This is a genomic window from Rhodovarius crocodyli (assembly GCF_004005855.1).
Lineage (GTDB): Bacteria > Pseudomonadota > Alphaproteobacteria > Acetobacterales > Acetobacteraceae > Rhodovarius > Rhodovarius crocodyli.
This window is the reverse complement of record NZ_SACL01000001.1, coordinates 1,164,195-1,182,271: the sequence shown is the minus strand read 5'-3', so window position 1 is coordinate 1,182,271 and position 18,077 is coordinate 1,164,195. Positions and strand designations below refer to the sequence as shown.

General features: G+C 68.6%; 22 protein-coding genes. 7 read left to right on the top strand and 15 right to left on the bottom strand.

Translation table 11 applies throughout. From position 1 onward, the window contains the following. Window positions 1–63: 63 nt before the first annotated feature. The gene (locus EOD42_RS05710) at window positions 64–519 is read left to right on the top strand and encodes a cupin domain-containing protein (protein ID WP_206020247.1); all 456 of its coding nucleotides are present in this window, start codon (window positions 64–66) and stop codon (window positions 517–519) included. A 9-nt stretch (window positions 520–528) separates the two neighbouring features. Here EOD42_RS05710 and EOD42_RS05705 read toward each other — a convergent pair whose 3' ends face one another. From EOD42_RS05705 to EOD42_RS05665, 10 genes are all read right to left on the bottom strand, one after another. Then, a complete protein-coding gene (locus tag EOD42_RS05705; protein WP_127786471.1) occupies window positions 529–945 on the bottom strand; it encodes a hypothetical protein in 417 nt (138 codons plus the stop codon). Continuing rightward, window positions 942–1,460, bottom strand: coding sequence for a hypothetical protein (locus EOD42_RS05700; protein ID WP_127786470.1), 519 nt, complete (start codon window positions 1,458–1,460; stop codon window positions 942–944). Before EOD42_RS05700 ends, EOD42_RS05705 begins: the two co-directional genes overlap by 4 nt. A gap of 38 nt (window positions 1,461–1,498) precedes the next feature. Then, window positions 1,499–1,882, bottom strand: a complete 384-nt coding sequence (locus EOD42_RS05695) for a hypothetical protein (RefSeq protein WP_127786469.1) — start codon at window positions 1,880–1,882, stop codon at window positions 1,499–1,501. Then, window positions 1,879–2,388 carry a hypothetical protein gene (locus tag EOD42_RS05690; protein WP_127786468.1) on the bottom strand — a complete coding sequence of 170 codons (510 nt, stop codon included), beginning with the start codon at window positions 2,386–2,388 and terminating at the stop codon, window positions 1,879–1,881. Before EOD42_RS05690 ends, EOD42_RS05695 begins: the two co-directional genes overlap by 4 nt. Then, on the bottom strand, window positions 2,385–2,930 hold the full coding sequence (locus tag EOD42_RS05685; protein ID WP_127786467.1) for a hypothetical protein: 546 nt from the start codon (window positions 2,928–2,930) through the stop codon (window positions 2,385–2,387). The genes EOD42_RS05690 and EOD42_RS05685 overlap by 4 nt, the downstream gene beginning before the upstream one ends. Before the next feature lie 142 nt (window positions 2,931–3,072). After that, window positions 3,073–5,304 (bottom strand): FAD-dependent oxidoreductase, encoded by a 2,232-nt coding sequence (locus tag EOD42_RS05680; protein ID WP_127786466.1) that lies wholly within the window; start codon window positions 5,302–5,304, stop codon window positions 3,073–3,075. A gap of 7 nt (window positions 5,305–5,311) precedes the next feature. Then, on the bottom strand, window positions 5,312–5,503 hold the full coding sequence (locus tag EOD42_RS05675; RefSeq protein ID WP_127786465.1) for a hypothetical protein: 192 nt from the start codon (window positions 5,501–5,503) through the stop codon (window positions 5,312–5,314). Next, the gene (locus EOD42_RS25825) at window positions 5,503–5,655 is read right to left on the bottom strand and encodes a hypothetical protein (RefSeq protein ID WP_164867798.1); all 153 of its coding nucleotides are present in this window, start codon (window positions 5,653–5,655) and stop codon (window positions 5,503–5,505) included. Before EOD42_RS25825 ends, EOD42_RS05675 begins: the two co-directional genes overlap by 1 nt. A gap of 27 nt (window positions 5,656–5,682) precedes the next feature. Then, window positions 5,683–6,276: a cysteine peptidase family C39 domain-containing protein gene (locus tag EOD42_RS05670; RefSeq protein WP_127786464.1), complete on the bottom strand. Its 594-nt coding sequence runs from the start codon at window positions 6,274–6,276 to the stop codon at window positions 5,683–5,685. After that, complete coding sequence (locus tag EOD42_RS05665) at window positions 6,273–6,728, bottom strand: GNAT family N-acetyltransferase (protein WP_127786463.1); 456 nt, start codon at window positions 6,726–6,728, stop codon at window positions 6,273–6,275. The genes EOD42_RS05670 and EOD42_RS05665 overlap by 4 nt, the downstream gene beginning before the upstream one ends. A gap of 100 nt (window positions 6,729–6,828) precedes the next feature. Here EOD42_RS05665 and EOD42_RS05660 point away from each other — a divergent pair, with 100 nt between their 5' ends. Together EOD42_RS05660 and EOD42_RS05655 are read left to right on the top strand one after the other, a co-directional pair. Further along, the gene (locus EOD42_RS05660; RefSeq protein WP_127786462.1) at window positions 6,829–7,494 is read left to right on the top strand and encodes an orotate phosphoribosyltransferase; all 666 of its coding nucleotides are present in this window, start codon (window positions 6,829–6,831) and stop codon (window positions 7,492–7,494) included. Next, the gene (locus EOD42_RS05655; RefSeq protein WP_127786461.1) at window positions 7,491–8,753 is read left to right on the top strand and encodes a hydantoinase/carbamoylase family amidase; all 1,263 of its coding nucleotides are present in this window, start codon (window positions 7,491–7,493) and stop codon (window positions 8,751–8,753) included. Before EOD42_RS05660 ends, EOD42_RS05655 begins: the two co-directional genes overlap by 4 nt. Here EOD42_RS05655 and EOD42_RS05650 read toward each other — a convergent pair. Then, the gene (locus EOD42_RS05650) at window positions 8,722–9,342 is read right to left on the bottom strand and encodes an isochorismatase family protein (RefSeq protein WP_127786460.1); all 621 of its coding nucleotides are present in this window, start codon (window positions 9,340–9,342) and stop codon (window positions 8,722–8,724) included. The genes EOD42_RS05655 and EOD42_RS05650 overlap by 32 nt on opposite strands. Before the next feature lie 45 nt (window positions 9,343–9,387). Between EOD42_RS05650 and EOD42_RS05645 the strand changes: the two genes are divergently transcribed. After that, the gene (locus tag EOD42_RS05645; RefSeq protein WP_206020246.1) at window positions 9,388–10,809 is read left to right on the top strand and encodes a M20 family metallopeptidase; all 1,422 of its coding nucleotides are present in this window, start codon (window positions 9,388–9,390) and stop codon (window positions 10,807–10,809) included. Window positions 10,810–10,827: 18 nt separating this feature from the next. Here EOD42_RS05645 and EOD42_RS05640 read toward each other — a convergent pair whose 3' ends face one another. Continuing rightward, window positions 10,828–11,328, bottom strand: coding sequence for a hypothetical protein (locus tag EOD42_RS05640; protein ID WP_127786458.1), 501 nt, complete (start codon window positions 11,326–11,328; stop codon window positions 10,828–10,830). 20 nt (window positions 11,329–11,348) lie between these two features. Further along, entirely contained in the window at window positions 11,349–13,481 is a 2,133-nt protein-coding gene (locus tag EOD42_RS05635; protein ID WP_206020245.1) for a M48 family metalloprotease, read from the bottom strand. Window positions 13,482–13,602: 121 nt separating this feature from the next. On the opposite strand from EOD42_RS05635, the gene EOD42_RS05630 reads away from it, so the two are divergent. Then, window positions 13,603–14,025, top strand: coding sequence for a DUF1489 family protein (locus EOD42_RS05630; RefSeq protein ID WP_127786599.1), 423 nt, complete (start codon window positions 13,603–13,605; stop codon window positions 14,023–14,025). Between the two features lie 3 nt (window positions 14,026–14,028). On the opposite strand, the gene EOD42_RS05625 is transcribed toward EOD42_RS05630, so the two are convergent. Beyond that, the gene (locus tag EOD42_RS05625) at window positions 14,029–14,271 is read right to left on the bottom strand and encodes a DUF3297 family protein (RefSeq protein ID WP_127786457.1); all 243 of its coding nucleotides are present in this window, start codon (window positions 14,269–14,271) and stop codon (window positions 14,029–14,031) included. 78 nt (window positions 14,272–14,349) lie between these two features. Between EOD42_RS05625 and EOD42_RS05620 the strand changes: the two genes are divergently transcribed. Both EOD42_RS05620 and EOD42_RS05615 read left to right on the top strand, forming a co-directional pair. Then, window positions 14,350–15,207 (top strand): alpha/beta hydrolase, encoded by an 858-nt coding sequence (locus EOD42_RS05620; RefSeq protein WP_127786456.1) that lies wholly within the window; start codon window positions 14,350–14,352, stop codon window positions 15,205–15,207. Between the two features lie 324 nt (window positions 15,208–15,531). Further along, entirely contained in the window at window positions 15,532–17,535 is a 2,004-nt protein-coding gene (locus tag EOD42_RS05615) for a TonB-dependent receptor domain-containing protein (RefSeq protein ID WP_127786455.1), read from the top strand. Between the two features lie 36 nt (window positions 17,536–17,571). Here the strand turns inward: EOD42_RS05615 and secB are convergent, their stop codons facing one another. Further along, window positions 17,572–18,045: a protein-export chaperone SecB gene (gene secB / locus EOD42_RS05610; RefSeq protein ID WP_127786454.1), complete on the bottom strand. Its 474-nt coding sequence runs from the start codon at window positions 18,043–18,045 to the stop codon at window positions 17,572–17,574. Window positions 18,046–18,077 lie beyond the last annotated feature (32 nt).

The window sequence follows — 18,077 nt, the reverse complement described above, 5'->3', positions numbered from 1 at the left end:
CTTTGCGCTGCTCAGCATGGCGTGAGCGCGCTACCTGCGGTGCGGATGCAAGGGAGATTCCCGATGAACGCGATGACCCGCCGCACGGGCAGCTTCACCCGCGCCGCCGCCTCCCCTGCCGGGCAGGGACAGGTCGCGCTGGGCTTCGGCCCGCATCTGATCCGCATCACCGCCGCCGACACGGGCGGCGCGCTGGGCCTGTTCGAGGCGCATATCCCGCCCGGCGGCGGCCCGCCGCTGCATATCCATGAGCGCGAGGACGAACTGCTGCAGGTGGTGGCCGGGCGATTCGGCTTCTGGTGCGGCGAGGATTACGTCGAGATGGATGCGGGCGGCTGCATCGCCCTGCCGCGCGGCATCGCGCACCGCTTCCAGAATGTGGGCGAGACGGACGGCACGCTGCTGTGCACGGTCACGCCCGGCGGCTTCGAGGCGTTCTTCGGCGCGGTGGGCGCGGCCGGCGAGGCGCGTGCGCTGGAGATCGCGGAGCAGTTCGGGGTGCGGTTTATCCTGGGCTAGTTTTCTCTCTCACTCCACATTGTTTGCCGCCAGGAAGAGGGACTGCGAGAGCGCGTCGTAAAAGCGCTGGAATGGGAGAGGGTCGGTCAAAGCTTCCAGGTTGTGTTGCCCTGACGCCCGCACGATGGTGCGGCGGTCACCCGCCTCTCTGACAATCACAGTGAACCGTACGATCGTCCCGGCAGCACGCGTCGCGGTGACAGTGCCCAGCGCGTCATCCGCGCGATCAATCACAAACCCAAGATCCTGGAGGGTAGAAAGGACGGCTCGAAACACAGCGTTTCGATCTGATGTATCAAAGGCTCGTGTCGATATCGCACGCTGCGCGACTTGAGTATGGCTCGTAGCCAATACCTGCTGGCGGCTGTCGGTCTGACAAGCGGCAAGCGACATTGCCAGCGCCACCGAGAGGAGAACGACCCTCATATCTCGTGGCCCGTCAAGAAAACCGATTGCGACAGCATATTAAAAAATTCCTGATAAAGCCGAGGATCATCAAGTGTCTCAATACGGCTTAGACGATTCTCTGTATTGACGACGACACGCTGCATAGTAACGCGCGCAACTACTGCTTCCTGCTGGGGAACACGGCGAACCACCACAAGAATGCGTATACGTTGATCGCGGTCGATCACGACCCGCTGCTGCGGCGCGCCCGCAGCGGCAGCGAGCAGGATTAGTAGAGTCGCCGCCGCAACCTGGCCGGCCTCGACTGCACTCCGTTCCTTTGAACCCATGATGAGGCCAATTTGGGGGCGGCTTTCATCGATCTGGAAGCCCAGATCCTGGAAAACGCCGGCAACTGCCTGGAGGAGCATCCGTTCGTCAGCAGTGTCATAGCGACGCGACTGCAATTGCCGTTGCTGGACCACTGAACTACCCAGCGTGAAATGGCTGGCATGGGTTTCCGCTTCAGGTACGCAACCCGCAGCCATCAGCATGGGCAGCGATCGCAATACCCCTCGACGCCTCTGCACGATCAGAAGCTCGTCGAGCGATACGAATAGTCGCGCACAGCGCCCCGCTCATCAAACCGAATGATAATCGTGAGAGTCCGTTGCTGGGTTGAGCGGCTTCCGCTGGTCTGGCCTGCCCCGAGCAGTATCAGGCTGCCGCCGACACCAGACTGGGTGTAAGCGCTTGTGCTGGAAATGCGATCGTAAACCCAGGTCTCGCGGCGCTGGCCGTCGGACGTCACCATATTTGGCGCGCCCAGAACTGCCACGACATCCGCCCCGCTCATGCCTTGGCGGATTTCACGCTGAACGGTCCCTACTGTCAGACGATCCGCCTGGTCAGGCGCTGGCGGCGGCGCACAAGCCATGAGCATCGCGAGAATGCCCAGAGATGCAATTTTCCTCATCTGGCTGCTCCGGTCGGAAGATTGTTCGTCGTGGGTCTGTCGGATTCCGGCCGTACGGCATCGGGAACGGCATCCGTCGCAGAGATGGCGAATGCCTCTCTCCCCATCAGCTGGGTCATCGGCACGAAAAAATTCGCCTGGTAAAATTCGGGGGCGTCGACCTCGTACATCTTGCCGTCCGGCATGAGCACGGCCGCATTGACCCGCACCGCAGATCTGCCGGCCGCCTGGGATCGGACAACCGCCGACATCCGCAGGCGCCCCATCCGGGCGGCCGACACGGTGCCTGAGGCAGAATCGACGCGGATGATCCGATAGCCCAGATCGTGGAATGTCGAAACGACGCCACGCGCGACCTGGTCTGAAGAGCCGTCGAAAAGGCGGGATTGCATCGCCCGCATTTCGACCGCAGAGCGGTTTGAAGAAACGAAATTGTCCGCGGGATTCGGCGCGCAGGCAACCATCAGACCGCATGCTGCGAACGCAGCAAGGAGGGAGTTCCTCATGCCCCCACTCCCCGCGCCAGGCCCTGGCGCAACTGGTTGAAGAACTCCTGGTAGAGTTGAGGATCATTCAGCTGTTCGTATCGGCTGCCACCTTGGTTCGTCTCCACGCGGCGCTCGAAGGAGACGCGAAGATTCATTTGGTTTGAGCCCGGGATAGGCTGAGTCGTAAGGGTCACATAGATGGTCTGCCGCTCGTCCCAGGTCGGCACAACGGCAACCAGGAACATGGCAGCAACAATCGTCACCGCGACTGCGGCTGCCACTTGGCCGGCTTCCCGTGCATCGCGTGATTTGCTGCCGGCCAGCACACCCAGTGGGACAGAACTTTCGTCCAGCGCAAAACCGAGATCGAGGAGCACCTGCGTCGCCTCACGCAGCAGTACTTCGTCAGAGATGCGATCTATCGGCATCGTCTGAGCCTGCCGCAGGACTGCAGCGTCGCTACGAGGTTCGCCCAGCAGCAGTGCGGCTTGATTGTAGTTCTGGCAACCGGCCAGTGACACAGCAATAGCTACCGCTAGGGCGGCCCTGCCAATCCTCATCAAAAATCCCTCCCCGGCACCAGCAACTAAATATCACGCATTCGTGAGTCATAATGACAACATGTGTGATGATTCAGCTAGTGGGGGAATTCGGTAGAAATTTGAGTTCCCTAAAGGCGTGATTAAGCTCCGGCGGGCTCCGTTAGCGCCCCAGCGCCCGCCCCACCTCCGCATAGCCCTGCGCCAGGTGGAACCGCACCGAGGGCGCGGAGAAGTCATAGTCGCGCGAGGATGCCTCGCCCTCCCGCCCCTCGCGCAGGAAATGGGTGATTTCCATCGGCGCGCCGTCACCCATCAACTGGATATAGAGCGGCCACTGCCGCACCCGGCTTTTCATCTCGGGCGGCGCCAGTTCCAGCAGCGACCGCACCAGCTCCCGATAGGCGCCGGTGCTTTCCTTCAGCCGCACATCGCTGCGGATGCGCTCGGCATAGAGGATCTCGTCCCGCCGGGCCTGCACCTCCATCATGTTGCGCGGCAGGGGGCGTTCGCCCGCGAACAGGTGCACGGTGAACACGCGCTTGCCGTCAGGCCCGCAGCGGTCGATCACCATGTCCAGCGGCGAATTGCTGACGATGCCGCCATCCCAATAGGGCTGGCCGTTCACCTCGGTCCAGGAGAAGCCGGGCGGCAGGCTGCCGCTGGCCAGGATATGGTCGGGCGTCAGCGCCTGGGCATAGCTGTCGAAGACCTCGAACCGCGCGTTGGTCACGTTCACCGCGCCCACCAGCAGGCGCACCGGGCTCTGCCGGAGCTTGGAGAAATCGACGTAGCGCGCCAGCGTCTCGCGCATCGGGGCGGTGTCGTAGAAGCTGGTCCAGCCGGCAGGCGGGCTCAGCGGGTCCACCATCCAGCGCGGGCGGAAGAAGGCCGGCACCCCGCAGGACAGGATCTGCCCCGCCGCCCAGCTGCCGGCGGCGTCGGCCGGCATCCAGCCCGGCACCTGCACCGACAGTTCCTCCCAGAAGCACTCCAGCGCGCGGGTGGCGTCGCGCGGGTTGCCGGCCACGATGGCGCCGTTCAACGCGCCGATGGAAATGCCGGCCACGATATCGGGGAAGATCTCGCGCTCCTCCAGCGCCTTCACCACCCCGGCCTCAAAGGCGCCGAGCGCGCCGCCGCCCTGCAGCACCAGCACGGTCTGGGTGGGCACGCGGTTCAGCACGAAGGCGGGGTCGGCCAGCTTCGCCGCCGCGTCCTCCAGCCGCACGCGATAACGGATCAGCCCCTCGGCCGCGCGGGTTTCCTCGGGCGGGCGGCCCATGGAGAACAGGGCGCGCGGCACCCCTTCCTCCAGGTAGAACAGCGCGACCGAGGCATCGGCCCATGACCCGCGCCGGACCTGGCCTGCCGCCCCCTCGGGCATGCCGAGCATGCTGAAGCTGAAACGGCCGAAGTCGCAGTAGAAATAGGAGACCTCGTCATAGCGCCGGCCCTGGCCCAGCATGTTGCGGGCGGCCAGCCGCCCCTGCTTCACCGCATTGTCCCAGTGTTCGATGTGGCGGCGGCGGGCGAAGACGGGGTCGTCGAACAGGGTCACGTCGCCGGCGGCGAAGACATCCGCCGCGCTGCTGCGCAGCTGGTCGTCCACCACCACCAGCCCCTTTTCCAGCGTGATCCCGCTGCCGGCCAGGAAGACGGTGGCGGGTGCCACGCCCACGCTGACCATCAGGATGTCGCAGGGCAGGGTGCGGCCGGCGGCGGTCACGACCTGCGTCACGCGGTCCTCGCCGCGGATCTCGCTGACCTGGTCGCCCAGCAGGATGGTCACGCCGGCTTCCTCGGCGCCACGGCGCGCCTCGGCCGAGACCTCGGGCGATTCCGTGTGGCGCAGCAGCAGCAGCCCCAGCTCCACCACCGTGACGGACAGGCCCAGCGCGTTCAGGGTCATGGCGATTTCCATGCCCAGGAAGCTGCCGCCCAGCACCACGGCGTGTTTCGCGCCGGCGCGGATGTCGTCGCGCACGGCCTCACGGTCCGCCCAGCGCCGCAGGTGGTGCACGCCGGGCAGCCGTTCCCCCGGGCAGCCCAGGGCGCGGGGCTGGGCGCCGGTCGCGATCAGCAGCTTGTCGTAGTGAAGGGTTTCACCGGCATCGGTGGTGACCAGGTGCTGGTCCGTGTCCACCGACACGGCGCGGGTGTTGAGCGCGAGCTCGATCTGCTGGGCGCGGTACCAGGCATCGTCGTGCAGCAGGGCCGGGGCGTCGCCCAGCAGCCCCTGCTTGGACAGCATGGGGCGGCGATAGGGCGGAATGTCCTCCGCCGAGAGCATCAGGATGGATTTCCCGGTGCTTTCGAGGCTCAGCGTCTCTGCCGCGCTGGCCGCGGCCGCGCCGCCGCCCAGCAGCAGGAAATCCACATGGCGCGGGGGCATGGCGGCCTCAGTTGCCGCCGGGATCCCAGGCGGGCGCGCGGCCCCAGCGCGGCGCGTAGTAGGGCTGGCGCGGCGGCGGCGGCTGATAGTGGCGCGGGGCATCGCGATAGCCGCCCCCGCGCCCGTAATAGCCCGGGCCCGGCGGGGGAACGCAGCCCGCGAGCAGGGCGGTGGCGGCGAGAAGCAGGAAGGCGCGCATCAGCGGCTGACCCCATAGAAGCTGCTGATTCCGCCGCCGATGCTGACTGTCGGGCCATAGGCACCGGTGCGGGCCACGCGCCCGTCCTCCGATGGCGGGGGCGCGGCGCAGGCAGCGAGGGTCAGCAGCAAGGGCAGCAGCAGATATCGCATGGCCCATGATATGCGCCCGCCCCCCGGTCAGGGCAAGGCAATCCCCCGCCCGGCGTAGAAGCGGTTGAAATCGGCCAGGGTCAGCCGTGCATCGCGCCGCGTGGCGGCCGTATGGCCGGAGGGATTGTGGAAGCGCAGCCGCCCCTGCCGGTCCTGCCCGAAGACCAGCACCAGATGGCCGCCGCGCCGGGGCGGCTCCCGTTCCGGCCAGCGCAGCCAGGGATGGACGGAGGCGATGAACATCCCGCCCCCGCCCAGCAGGGCCGGAATATCCTCGACCGGCACATCCACCAGCACGCGCGCCGGGATGGATTGCGTCGCGAGCCATTCCACCGCCCCGGCATAGATCAGGCCCTTGATGTCGCCGTCCGGGGTTTCGACGTAGCCGCCATGGGCCTGCACGCCGCGGCGCAGGCTGTGGATGGTCTCGGCCCGGCCGCGCGCGGCCAGCACCATGCGCAGGCAGGCCATGCCGCACAGGTGTTCGGCCCAGCGGGCGTATTCCGCCAGGGATTCGGCGCCGGAACCGGCCCAGCCGGGATCGGTGGCGGCGGGACGGCCGGCCAGGAAGGCGCCGACCAGCCGGGGGGTTTCCCACTGGGCGAAATAGGGCGGCTTCACAGCAGCTTGCGATAGACGATGAAGCCCGAATTCTCCGCCACCCGGTCATAGAGCAGACGGGCCGTCGCGTTGCCTTCCTGCGTCTGCCAATAGACGCGCGGGCAGCCGGCGGCACGGGCGCGGTCATAGACACCCTCGATCAGCGCACGGCCCACGCCCTTGCCGCGCGCGGCCTCGCTGGTGAACAGGTCCTGCAGGTAGCAGTTGGGCGCGATGGCCGTGGTGCTGCGGTGGAACAGGTAATGCGTCAGCCCCAGCAATTGTCCGTCCTGCTCGGCCACCAGCGCGTGCACGGGCTCATACGCATCAAAGAAGCGCTGCCAGGTCACGCGGGTGATCTCCGGGTCCAGCGCGGTGTCGCCGGATCGGCCATAGAAGGCGTTGTAGCCGAGCCACAGGGGCAGCCACTGGTCGTGGTCGGCGGGGGCGATCGGGCGGATGGTCAGCGTCATGCCGCCAGATTGCGCCGGCGCGGGCGGATGGCCAAGCGCGGGGCTTCCCTCACCCGCGCGATGATGCCAGAGCGATGGCTTACGTTCCGGGAACAGAGCCATGTCTCCTTCCGTCTCGGGGTCCGCCGCGCGCGTCGCCCAGGTGCTGGCCCGCATCGGCGCCGTGCGCGTCACCACCGGCCAGCCCTTCGTCTACACCTCCGGCTGGGCCAGCCCCGTCTATGTCGATACCCGGCTGCTGATGTCCGAAGTGGCGCTGCGGGAGGAGCTGATGGAGCTGGCGGCGGAGCATCTGCGCCCCATCATCGCCGCGCGCGGCATCAACGCCATCGTGGGCGCCGAGAGCACCGGCATCGCCTTCGCCGCCTGGATCGCGGCGCGGCTGTCGCTGCCGATGCTGTATCTGCGCAAGAAGGCGCTGGGCTGGGGCAGCGCCGCCCGGCTGGAAGGCCGCCTGCCCGACGCGCCCCGCCTGCTGTTCGTGGATGACGTGACGACCGACGCGCGCTCCAAGCTGGCCGCCGTCCAGGCGCTGCGGGAAACCGGCGCCAGCGCCGAGGATGTGCTCGTGCTGATGGACTACGCGATCTATCCGCGCATCCCCGCGATGCAGGCCCAGGGCGCGCTGACCGTGCATGCGCTGACCACCTGGCGCGAGGTGTTCGCCGCGCTGGAAGGCCTGCCGCCCGAGGCCCAGGCCGTGCTGCAGGCCTATACCGCCGACCCCGTGGCCTGGTCGGTCGAACATGGCGGGGTGGGCGCGTGAGCAGCCAGGAAGCCCTGGCGCTCGGTATCCTGGAGGAGATCGCCGCCCTGTCCCGCGACGTGGCGGGTGTGACGCGTGAGGCCTATGGCGAGGGCGAGGAACGCGCAATGCAGGCCATCGAGCGCCGGGCTGCCGCGATGGGCTTCGCGGCGGAGCGCGACCGCTATCAGAACCTGTGGCTGCGCCTGCCCGAGGATGCCCGCACCGAGCCCCCGGTGGTGCTGGGCTCGCATCTCGATTCCGTGCCGCAGGGCGGCAATTACGACGGGCTGGCCGGGGTGCTGGCGGGCATGCTGGTGCTGGACCGCTTCCGGGGCCGCGCCGCCGCCGCGCCGCCGCTGCGCGTGCTGGCCCTGCGCGCCGAGGAAAGCGCCTGGTACGGCAAGGCCTATACCGGCTCCCTGGCGCTGACGGGGCGGCTGCCGGCCGGCGCGCTGGCGCTGCGGCATCGTTCCGGCACCGGCACGCTGGGTGAGGCGATGGCCCGCAGCGGGGTGGATGTGGACGCGGTGGCGCGCGGCGAGGCGCTGGTCGGCGCCCACGACATCGCCGCCTGGCTGGAACTGCACATCGAGCAGGGGCCGGTGATGATCGCGCGCGGCTGGCCGGCGGCGGTCGTCACCGGCATCCGCGGCAACCTGCGGCACAACCGCGTGGTCTGCCACGGAGAGGCCGGCCATTCCGGCGCCGTGCCGCGCTGGCTGCGCCACGACGCGGTGCTGGCGGTGGCGGAGCTGCTGTCGCGCATGGACGAGCATTGGCGCGTGCTGCTGCAGATGGGCATGGACCTGGTGATGACGGCGGGTATCTGCACCACCAACGCCGCCTCTCACGCCGTCTCGGTCATTCCGGGAGAGGTGCAGTTCAGCTTCGAGGTGCGCAGCCAGGACCAGGCGACGCTCGACCGCTTCTTCGATCTGTTCCGCCAGGAATGCGACGCGATCGGCGGTGCCCGCAAGGTGCGCTTCAGCTTCGATGAGCGCCTGGCCTCCGCACCCGCCACCATGGATGCGGGCTGGATCGCGCGGCTGGAGGCAGCGGGTGCCGCGCTGGGCACGCCGGTGGAGCGCATCCCGAGCGGTGCCGGGCATGACGCGGCGGTGTTCGCCGGCAGCGGCGTGCCCTCGGCCATGGTGTTCGTGCGCAACGCCCATGGCTCCCACAACCCGGAGGAAGCGATGGAGATCGCGGATTTCCTCGCGGGGGTGGATCTGCTGGAGCGCGCGCTCAGTGATTACGCTGGGTCAGCGCCGCGATGACGCCGTCGGTGTCCATGATGTCGGCATAGCGCCGGCCGACATCGGCCAGGTTCTGGTCATGCGCGGCCTGGGTGTGGTCCCCCACGGCATCATGCGGGACGATGACGCGGTAGCCGTGGCTGAAGGCGTCGATCACGCTGGCGCGGATGCAGCCGGAGGTGATGCAGCCGGTCACGATGGTGGTGTCGATGCCGTGCCGCGCCAGGATGGAGGCGCAGGGGGTTGCGAAGAAGATCGACGGCGCGCCCTTCATCAGCACCACGTCGGGCTCCTCGGCCGCGATGCGCGGGTCCAGCGCCACGGCCTCCGTGCCCTCCAGCAGGTCATAGACGGGGGCGGCCTTCCAGCGCGGCACGGCGGCGCGGGAGTGGTAGCCGTTGACGCAGGCGATGGTCAGCGCGCCCGCCGCGCGGGCCGCCCGCATCAGCCGCACGGTGTTCTCCACCGCCGCGTCCACCATGGGGGCACCCCCCATCGGCATGGACGGGTCGGTGAAGCCCCGCTGGAAATCGACGACCAGAAGGGCGGGCTTATCCCCAAACCCAACGGCCTGGGAGCCGTAGCCCCGGCTTGCATAGATGTCGCTCATGGCGGAAGCATTGTCTGACAAGCTGTGTGGGTGAAGACCATGTCGATGAACACCGAAGAGATCTGGCGCCTGGCGGATGCCGCCAAGGGCCCGATGATTGAGCTTTCTGACCGCATCTGGGGCATGCCCGAGCTGTGCTACAACGAGCACCGCAGCTGCGCCGAGCACACCCAGGCCCTGCATGCCGCCGGTTTCCGCGTGACGGAGAACCTGACCGGCATCCCGACCGCCGTGATGGGCGAGGCCGGCGAGGGCGGGCCCGTCATCGCCATCCTGGGCGAATACGATGCGCTGCCGGGCCTGTCCCAGGAAGCGGGGGTGGCCGAGCCGAAGCCCCTGCCGGGCGACGGCACCGGCCATGGCTGCGGCCATAACCTGCTGGGCTCCGCCTCCATGCTCGCCGCCATCGCGGTGAAGGACTGGCTGAAGGCCAACGGCATCGCCGGCCGTGTGCGCTACTATGGCTGCCCGGCCGAAGAGGGCGGCGCCGCCAAGGGCTTCCTGGTGCGCGACGGCGCCTTCGACGACGTGGACATGGCGATCTGCTGGCACCCCAGCGCCTTCCATGGCCTGAATGAGCCGCTGTCGCTGGCCAACACCCGCATCGACTTCACCTTCACCGGCCGCGCCAGCCATGCCGCCGCCGCCCCGCATCTGGGCCGTTCGGCGCTGGATGCCGTGGAGCTGATGAGCGTCGGCGTGAACTACATGCGCGAGCACATGCCGTCTGACGCGCGCATCCACTACGCCTATCTGGATGCCGGCGGCGTGGCGCCCAACGTGGTGCAGCCCAAGGCCACCGTGCGCTACCTGATCCGCGCGCGTGACGTGACCGAGCTGAACCAGCTGGTCGCGCGCGTGCGCAAGATCTCGGACGGCGCGGCCCTGATGACCGAGACCAAGGTGGAGACGCGGGTGATTTCCGCCGTGTCCAACCTGCTCGGCAACAAGGTGCTGGAGGAGGTGATGCAGCGGAACCTGGAGCGTCTGGGCCCCGTGCCCTTCGACGACCTGGACCGCGCGCGCGCCGCCGAGTTCCAGGCGACGCTCTCGGCCGAGGACATCAGCAGCGCCTGGCGCCGCGCCGGCGTGCAGGAACGCAAGGGCGTGACCCTGTGCGACATCGTGGTGCCGCGCGACGCGAAGCCCGAGAAGATGATCGGCAGCACCGATGTGGGCGACGTGTCCTGGAAGGTGCCGACCGTGCAGGCGCGCGGCGCGACCTATGCCATCGGCACGCCGGGCCATTCCTGGCAGCTGACCGGCCAGGGCAAGCTGCCGGCCGCCCACAAGGGCATGGTGCATGTGGCCAAGGCGATGGCGGGCGTGGCCGTTGATGCCTTCAAGGACCCCGCGACCCTGCAGGCCGCGAAGGACGAGCACGCGGCCCGCATGGCGGTGCAGCCCTATGTCTGCCCGCTGCCCGAAGGTGCCAAGCCCGCCCTGGGGATGAGCCTGGCGGTGTGAGGCGGATGCGACGGGGCGTCAGGCCTCGTCGCGCTTCCGCAGGCGCCGGATCACCGCGATGACCGGCGCCACGGTCAGCACCAGCAGGATGGCCGCGGCCACCGCCATCGTGATGGTGCGGTTCCACAGCTTCTCGATCGCGAGGCTGGTGGTGGCCAGTTCCGGCCGCGCCGGGTCCGCCATGACCTGCACCGAGTAGCTGCCGCTGTGCACATCCACGAACACGTAGTTCACGCTGCGCGTCACCTGGCGCGGCTTGCCCTGCACCATCAGCGTCGCGTCGCAGGTGTGCAGGAACAGGCGGGAGCTGCAGGAGCCCTCCGTCACGCGGCCGTTCACCGGCACCGCCGTGTCGCGCACGCGCCAGTCGTCGATCAGGTTGGGCAGGGTGAAATAGCCCATGGCGCCCAGCATGGCGCCGAACATCACCGTGCCCAGCAGCCCCAGCAGCGTCTGCCGCCAGCTGGTTTCCTGCGGCGGCAGGGCTAGCGGGCGGGACGGTTCGGCCTGGGTTTGCATGGTGGCATTCTCCTCTCTGGTTACTGGGCCAGGGAACGCCGTGCGGCGTCCGCCTGGCGGTAGCGGGCGATGATCTCGGCATAGCCCTGGACCTTCATCCGGCGCGGCGGGGCGGCGGCGAAGGTGATGATGCGGCGCTTCGCGTCCAGCCTGACGCGGCGCCCGCCCTTGCGGCGCTCCGGGAAGGGCGCCTCCGGTGGCAGCAGGATGCGGGTCACGACGCGGCCCTGATGCGCCGTCATGTCCAGGTCGGCGACATGGGCCCAGGCTATCGGCCGGTCCAGCCCGTCGATCAGCAGCGTGTCGGGCCGCAGCTCCAGGAAGGGCCGCCGGCCCCGGCGCAGATAGGGAATGCCGCAGACAACGAAGAACAGGCCGAGCCCGCCGCCCGCCGCCGCGATGATCCAGCCGTTCACCGTTTCCATGCCCGGCGGCTTCAGCGCCACCACGGCCAGAGAGGCCGCGATGAGCAGCCCGCCGAAGCAGAACAGGAAGATGGCGCCGCCGCGCGTGTTCTCGTGCAGCAGGACCGGGGCCTCCTCCACGCCTGCCGCGGCCTCGGTCAGTGCCTCGTGCAGTTGCCGGGCGCTGTCATGCGCCATGCCCAGGAACTCCGCGGTGGCGGCGCGGTTCAGCCCTTCCGGGTCGGCGAAATAGGCAGCGAGGCGCTCGGTGGCCTCGGGCGGCGGGGCGGCGGCGGCCTCGGCCAGCAGGGCCGGCCCGGGCTCGCGGCCGAGGGCCACCAGGCGCTGGCGCGTGGGCGGATGGGTATCGGTCGGGTGGGGCTGGATATCCTCCAGATGCGGGGCCGGGTCAGCCAGTCCGCCCGCCTGGGATTCCCACAGGATGGCCGCGACCAGATCGGCCGGCGCATCGCCGGGTGCCGCGAAGGCGGCGTTCAATGCGCCCTCGATGCGCGGCGTGGCGGCGGCATGGCGCAGCAGGGCACGCGCCGCGGCGCCGGCGGAGGTGACGGAGGCGCCCGCCGCATCGGCCGCGAATTCGCGCCGGCGGCTCCAGTGCCGCACCGCGTGGTGGAACTGGTCCATCACGAACATTCCCAGCCGCATGGCCGGGCGCAGCAGCGGCGACAGGCTGCCGTCGCCCGCCGTGCCGGCCTCCGCCACCGCATCCAGCGATCGGCCGACGCCGGCATAGATCGGCATGAAGCGCAGGCTGTATTCGGTGTCGCCGCCGGAGAAATGCGCCAGCTCATGACCGATGATCGCGGCCACCTCGTCCTCGGCCAGCAGCGGCAGGTAGGGCAGCGGCAGATACAGGGTGCGCCCGGCCAGGGCCGTGCCGCCGGGCCGCAGGATCTTGGGGCCGGAGCTGACGAAGAAGCCGCCCGTCAGCCCCACCACCACATTATCCGGCAGCAGGGCGCCCAGCTTCCCCGCCAGCGCGTCCAGCTTGCGCCACAGCCCCGGGGCCTCGGCGCGGGAAAGCTGGCGGCCGTTGATGATCAGCGGGTCGGGGGTGAACAGGTCCAGCGCGCGGCGCAGCTGCATCACGGCCTTCGCGGCGGTCCAGAGCGCGGCGCCGATGCCCACGGCGGCGAAGCCCAGCACCTTCACGCCCGCGCCCGAGACATCGCCGGCCTCGATGATCGCCGAGGCCTCGAAGGCGATGACCGCGACGACGCCGACCGTGGCCAGCACCACCTGCGCGCCCATCAGCGGCGGCAGCAGGCGCCGGACGACGGAAAAGCCCCGCACCAGCGCATCGCGCGATGCCCGCCCCAGCCGCCCGAGCAGCACGGAGGCCAGCAGCGCCAGCACCGACAGGCCGGCCACCAGCGCGGCGCAGGCCATCACGACCGGCGGCAGGAACAGGCGATAGCCGTGCAGCCGCTGCGCCTGCTCGACCTCCGCCAGCGCCGCCCGGGCCTGGGTCACGGCCAGGGGGCCGGCATAGTTCTGGCCGTTGCGGCGGTAGCGGGCACTCATATCGGGGCGCGATTCCAGCACCGCCACGGTCTTGGCGGCCTGCATGCGCTGCTGCGCCAGCTCGGCCGTGCCATCCGCGCCGCGCTGCTGTTCCCAGAAGCCCAGCGCCAGGAAGGCCAGGGGCAGCAGGATGGTGCCGAAGATGAGGCTGAACAGGGCGCGGCCCCGCCGGGATGGCTCAGAAATGGCCGGTCTCCTCCACACGCCCCGATGGCGAACGTTTAGGAGCGCGATCCGGTTGCCGGAACCCAGTCCTCGGCATGATCGAGAGGGTGTGATCTCACCCTTGCCCGACTCCACCCGGCACCCCATCCTGTGGGGTGTCATGCTGAACCTGGTGAAACTGTGCGTCGGCGTGCGCGATATCGCGCATCTGACAGCCCTTCAGGCCGCGCGGATGGTCAATGACCCGCCGCTGCGCCACCAGACGCGCATGGTGCCCAAGCGGCGCGAGGAATTGCTGGCCGGCGGCAGCCTGTACTGGGTGATCCAGGGGCATGTGCTGGTGCGCCAGCGCCTGCTGGATATCACGGACGACAAGTGGGACGACGGCACGAGCTGCGCCGGGCTGATCCTGGACCCCGTGCTGGTGCCGGTGCAGGGGCGGGCCATGCGGCCCTTCCAGGGCTGGCGCTATCTGGCGCCGGACGCGGCGCCGCCCGATGTGGGCGCCACCGGCCCGGCGGACGGGCTGGACGCCCTGCCGCCGGAGATGGCGCGCGAACTCAGGGCGCTGTGCCTGATCTGAGCGTCACTCGCCCTTGATATAGGCCTCGACCTTGCCCTTCAGCAGCTGGGTCAGCGGCTTGCCGCGGCGGTCCACGGTCTTGCCCAGGCTGACGCGGACCCAGCCTTCGGAGATGCAGTACTCCTCGACATTGGTCTTCTCGACGCCGTTGAAGCGGATGCCCACGCCCTGCTGCAGCAGCTCGGCGTTGTGGTGCGGGCTGGACGGGTCCACCGAAAGGCGGTCGGGAATGGTCTGGTCGCTCATGCGGCGTCTGGTGCCGCTTTCGCGCGCGGGATGCAAGAGGCATGGCGGCGCGGCGGGCCGCATGACAGGCTGCCGGCCATGACCGACGCGCCCGACACGCCCGAAGCCGCCCGCCGCGCCCGCGCCCTGTATGACCTGGGCCCGACCGCCATCTACTCCTGCAAGGCGGACCCGCGCTTCCACTACTGCCTGTATGTGCCGCCCGTGGTGGGTGAGGGCGAGAAGGTGGAGCTGCTGGTGGCGATCCATGGCACCAGCCGCACGTCGTTCCTGGATTTCCGGGACGGCTTCGCCGCCTTCGGCAAATGGAACAAGGTGGCGATCCTGTGCCCCGTCTTCCCGGTGGGCGTGCTGGGGGACGGCGCGCGGTCCGGCTACAAGTACATGCGCGAAGGCGACATCCGGTACGATGAGCTGGTGCTGAAGATGGTGGCCGAGGTCGCGGCCACCTATGGCCAGGACTGGTCGCGCTTCGCGATGTTCGGCTTTTCGGGCGGCGGGCATTTCACCCACCGCTTCGCCATCCTGCACCCCGAGAAGCTGTGGGCGGCCAGCATCGGCTCCCCCGGCTCCGTCACGCTGCTGGACCCGGCGCGGGACTGGTGGGTGGGCATCCGCGACATCGAGGCGCGCTTCGGCCGGCCCTTCGACCAGGCGGCGCTGGCGCGCGTGCCGGTGCAGATGCTGGTGGGCGACGCGGATCTGGAGACCTGGGAGATCACCCACAAGCCCGGCGGCACCTATTGGATGGAGGGCGCCAACGACGCAGGGCGCACCCGGCCCGAGCGCCTGAAGACCCTGGCCGCCAGCTTCGAGGCGGCCGGGGTGACGGTGCGGCTGGAGCTGGTGCCCGGGGTTTCCCACGACCGGATGAAGGTGCTGGACCGGGTGCAGGACTTCCTGGCGGGTGTGCTGAAGCGCATGCGCGCCCCCTGATTGTGCCTTTCCTGCCACGGGCCGCGGCCTTTGCGGGGCGGCGCCTTGCGGCGTTATTGCAAGCGATTCTCATTCTCGTTAGATCACGATTGCCGGCGCCGGGAGCGACGGGGCCATGCCTCGTCTGACCCGGCGAATGATCTGACACAGTTACAATTTCGGTCGTTGACCGAATCAATTCATAAAATTACGTAATTCTCGGGGCAGATCACAGATCAGAAGTTTCAACCTGATGGTTGTTCGTTTCCTTTACTGGATTCCGAACGCGATGATGCTTGCCCTTCTGATGTGTGATGTCACCAATCACGCATTGAGGTTCAACCCGTGACCGACACGACTTTCCGCCGATCCCTGATGCTCGGCGCCTCCGTCCTGGCCATGGCCTTCGCCGCGCCGGCCTTGGCGCAGCAGGCCGCGAGCGGGGCCGGTGTCCAGCTCCGCCCCGTTCAGGTCGAGGGCGAGCTGCCGCCCGAGAACACCACCACCATCGACAGCGCGCGGCTGAACCTGGAAGGCGCCGCCAGGCTGGACGACGTGCTGCGCGGCACGCCCGGCGTGTTCACGCGGCAGAACGCCCAGCAGCCGGGCGTGGCCGTGAACATCCGCGGCTTCGAGGGCGCGGGCCGGGTGAACATGTCGATCGACGGCGTGCGGCAGAACTTCCGCTTCACCGGGCATGAGGCCGCGGGCTTCACCTATGTCGACCCCAACCTGCTGGCCGGCATCGACATCGCGCGCGGAGAGGTGACGGGGCTGGGCGGCGGCGCGCTGGCGGGCAGCGTGAACTTCCGCACCCTGAACGTGGATGACGTGGTGCGCCCGGGCCAGACCTATGGCGGGCTGGCGCGCCTGTCCTGGGGCACCAACGGCGCGCTGTTCAACAACATGATGGCCTATGGCGTGCGGCTGGAGAATGCGGGGGTGGTGGGCGCCATCAGCAAGCGCAATTCCAACCTGTACCATGACGGCAACGGCAACATCGTGGCCGGCACCAGCCAGGACCTGCTCTCGGGCCTGGTGCGGGCCAATGTCAGCCACGGGTCGCACAGCCTGTCGCTGGGGGCCCTGTTCTACAGCAACTACTTCCTGGCCAATTCCTACAACCAGCAGGTCGACAACCGCACCGTCTCGGCCAACTACCGCTACAACCCGGGCAATCCGCTCGTCGATCTGCGGGTCAACGCCTACTACAACCAGCTGCGCATGAACTACACGGGCGGGACCAGCACCAGCGGCATCGGGCGCGACATCACGGATGACGGGCTGGGCTTCGACATCTCCAACGTCTCACGCTGGAACCTGGGGCGCATCGCGGTGCGCAGCACCAACGGCGTGGAGTATTTCCACGACGACGTGCGCAGCACCAATGGCGGCGTGAACCCCGGCAGCGGCACCAGCTCGCAGCTCGGCATCTTCACCAACAACACCTTCAGCTACGGCATCGTCGATTTCACGGCGGGGCTTCGCTACGACCATTACACGCTGAACGGGTCGGGCGTGACGAATGACCGGGTGGGGGCGTTCAACATCGATACCTCCACCGGTTCCCTGAACCCGAAATTCACCCTGGGGGTGAACGTCACGAACTGGCTGCAGCCCTATGTCAGCTGGGGGCGGTCCATGCGCTCGCCCACGCTGCAGGAGACCATGCTGGGCGGCAGCCACCCCGGCACCACCAGCGGCAGCTACCTGCCCAACCCCAACCTGCGGCCCGAGACGTCCCAGGGCTGGGAGATGGGCGTGAACCTGCGCCGCCACGCGCTGCTGAACGAGCGCGACAGCCTGCGCCTGCGCGCCAACTACTTCATCAAGAGCGTCGAGGATTATATCGCGGCGAGCTATCTCACCGCCTCTCGCGCGTTCCAGTACACGAACATCGCGGGCCGCACCCAGGTGCAAGGCTTCGAGGTGGAGCTGGGATACGATGCGGGCTTCGTGTTCGGCGGCATCAACTACACCAACATGCGCTCCTCCATCCCGACGCAGGTGCCGGGGCTGGGCGCCAGCCAGTACATGCCGGACCACGTGCTGTCGGTGGATGCGGGAATGCGCTTCCTGCGGGAAAGGCTGACGGTGGGCGCGCGCTACAACTACGTCTCGGCCGGGCCGGTGGCCACGCTGAACAGCAGCTTCACGGGGGCGACGGCGACCGAGGGCGGCAAGCCGTACAACATCGTCAACCTGTTCACGAACTATCGCGTGACGGACAATTGGGACGTGAGCTTCCGCATCACGAACCTGCTGAACGAGAGCTACACGCCCTTCCTGAGCACCACCGGCAACGGCCAGGGGCGCACCTTCTACCTGGCGACGCAGATCAGGTTCTGAAACGAAAACGGGGGCCTGCACGGCCCCCGTTGCTGTTCAGGCCGTGCCGACGGCGGGGCCGTCCAGGCTGGTCTGGCCGCGGCGGTTCTGCCACAGCGCCACGAAGTCGATCGGCTGCAGCATCACGGGCGGGAAGCCGCCTTCGCGCGTCGCATCCGCCAGCACGTTGCGGGCGAAGGGGAACAGCAGGCGCGGGCATTCCACCAGCAGCACCGGCTCCAGATCCTGCTCGTTCACGTTCAGGGTGAAGATGCCGCAATAGACCAGCTCGGCGATGAAGCAGACCTGGTCGCCGGCCTTGGCGTCGGCGCGGATTTCGAGGGCCACCTCAAAGACGTTCTCGCCTTCCTGGATGGGGCGGGCCTGCACGTCCAGCCGCAGGTCCACCTGCGGGGCCTCGCGCAGGGTGGTGTAGATGGCGGGGGCGTTCGGCACCTCGAAGCTGAGGTCCTTGGTGAACTGCATGTTCACCACGATGGGCGGCATGGGCTGCTGGGCCTGATCGGACATGAGAGAGGTTCCTTGATCGCGCCTGCGGGGTA

What these genes read in the sequence shown, in the direction of transcription:
- EOD42_RS05650 (WP_127786460.1), bottom strand. Translation starts at nt 9,342, where the DNA reads ATGAGCGACATCTATGCAAGCCGGGGCTACGGCTCCCAGGCCGTTGGG.
- EOD42_RS05700 (WP_127786470.1), bottom strand. Translation starts at nt 1,460, where the DNA reads ATGCTGATGGCTGCGGGTTGCGTACCTGAAGCGGAAACCCATGCCAGC.
- EOD42_RS05620 (WP_127786456.1), top strand. Translation starts at nt 14,350, where the DNA reads ATGACCGACGCGCCCGACACGCCCGAAGCCGCCCGCCGCGCCCGCGCC.
- EOD42_RS05645 (WP_206020246.1), top strand. Translation starts at nt 9,388, where the DNA reads ATGAACACCGAAGAGATCTGGCGCCTGGCGGATGCCGCCAAGGGCCCG.
- EOD42_RS05685 (WP_127786467.1), bottom strand. Translation starts at nt 2,930, where the DNA reads ATGAGGATTGGCAGGGCCGCCCTAGCGGTAGCTATTGCTGTGTCACTG.
- EOD42_RS05705 (WP_127786471.1), bottom strand. Translation starts at nt 945, where the DNA reads ATGAGGGTCGTTCTCCTCTCGGTGGCGCTGGCAATGTCGCTTGCCGCT.
- EOD42_RS05680 (WP_127786466.1), bottom strand. Translation starts at nt 5,304, where the DNA reads ATGCCCCCGCGCCATGTGGATTTCCTGCTGCTGGGCGGCGGCGCGGCC.
- EOD42_RS05665 (WP_127786463.1), bottom strand. Translation starts at nt 6,728, where the DNA reads ATGACGCTGACCATCCGCCCGATCGCCCCCGCCGACCACGACCAGTGG.
- EOD42_RS05690 (WP_127786468.1), bottom strand. Translation starts at nt 2,388, where the DNA reads ATGAGGAACTCCCTCCTTGCTGCGTTCGCAGCATGCGGTCTGATGGTT.
- EOD42_RS05710 (WP_206020247.1), top strand. Translation starts at nt 64, where the DNA reads ATGAACGCGATGACCCGCCGCACGGGCAGCTTCACCCGCGCCGCCGCC.
- secB (WP_127786454.1), bottom strand. Translation starts at nt 18,045, where the DNA reads ATGTCCGATCAGGCCCAGCAGCCCATGCCGCCCATCGTGGTGAACATG.
- EOD42_RS05695 (WP_127786469.1), bottom strand. Translation starts at nt 1,882, where the DNA reads ATGAGGAAAATTGCATCTCTGGGCATTCTCGCGATGCTCATGGCTTGT.
- EOD42_RS05675 (WP_127786465.1), bottom strand. Translation starts at nt 5,503, where the DNA reads ATGCGCGCCTTCCTGCTTCTCGCCGCCACCGCCCTGCTCGCGGGCTGC.
- EOD42_RS05660 (WP_127786462.1), top strand. Translation starts at nt 6,829, where the DNA reads ATGTCTCCTTCCGTCTCGGGGTCCGCCGCGCGCGTCGCCCAGGTGCTG.
- EOD42_RS05630 (WP_127786599.1), top strand. Translation starts at nt 13,603, where the DNA reads ATGCTGAACCTGGTGAAACTGTGCGTCGGCGTGCGCGATATCGCGCAT.
- EOD42_RS05625 (WP_127786457.1), bottom strand. Translation starts at nt 14,271, where the DNA reads ATGAGCGACCAGACCATTCCCGACCGCCTTTCGGTGGACCCGTCCAGC.
- EOD42_RS25825 (WP_164867798.1), bottom strand. Translation starts at nt 5,655, where the DNA reads ATGCGATATCTGCTGCTGCCCTTGCTGCTGACCCTCGCTGCCTGCGCC.
- EOD42_RS05640 (WP_127786458.1), bottom strand. Translation starts at nt 11,328, where the DNA reads ATGCAAACCCAGGCCGAACCGTCCCGCCCGCTAGCCCTGCCGCCGCAG.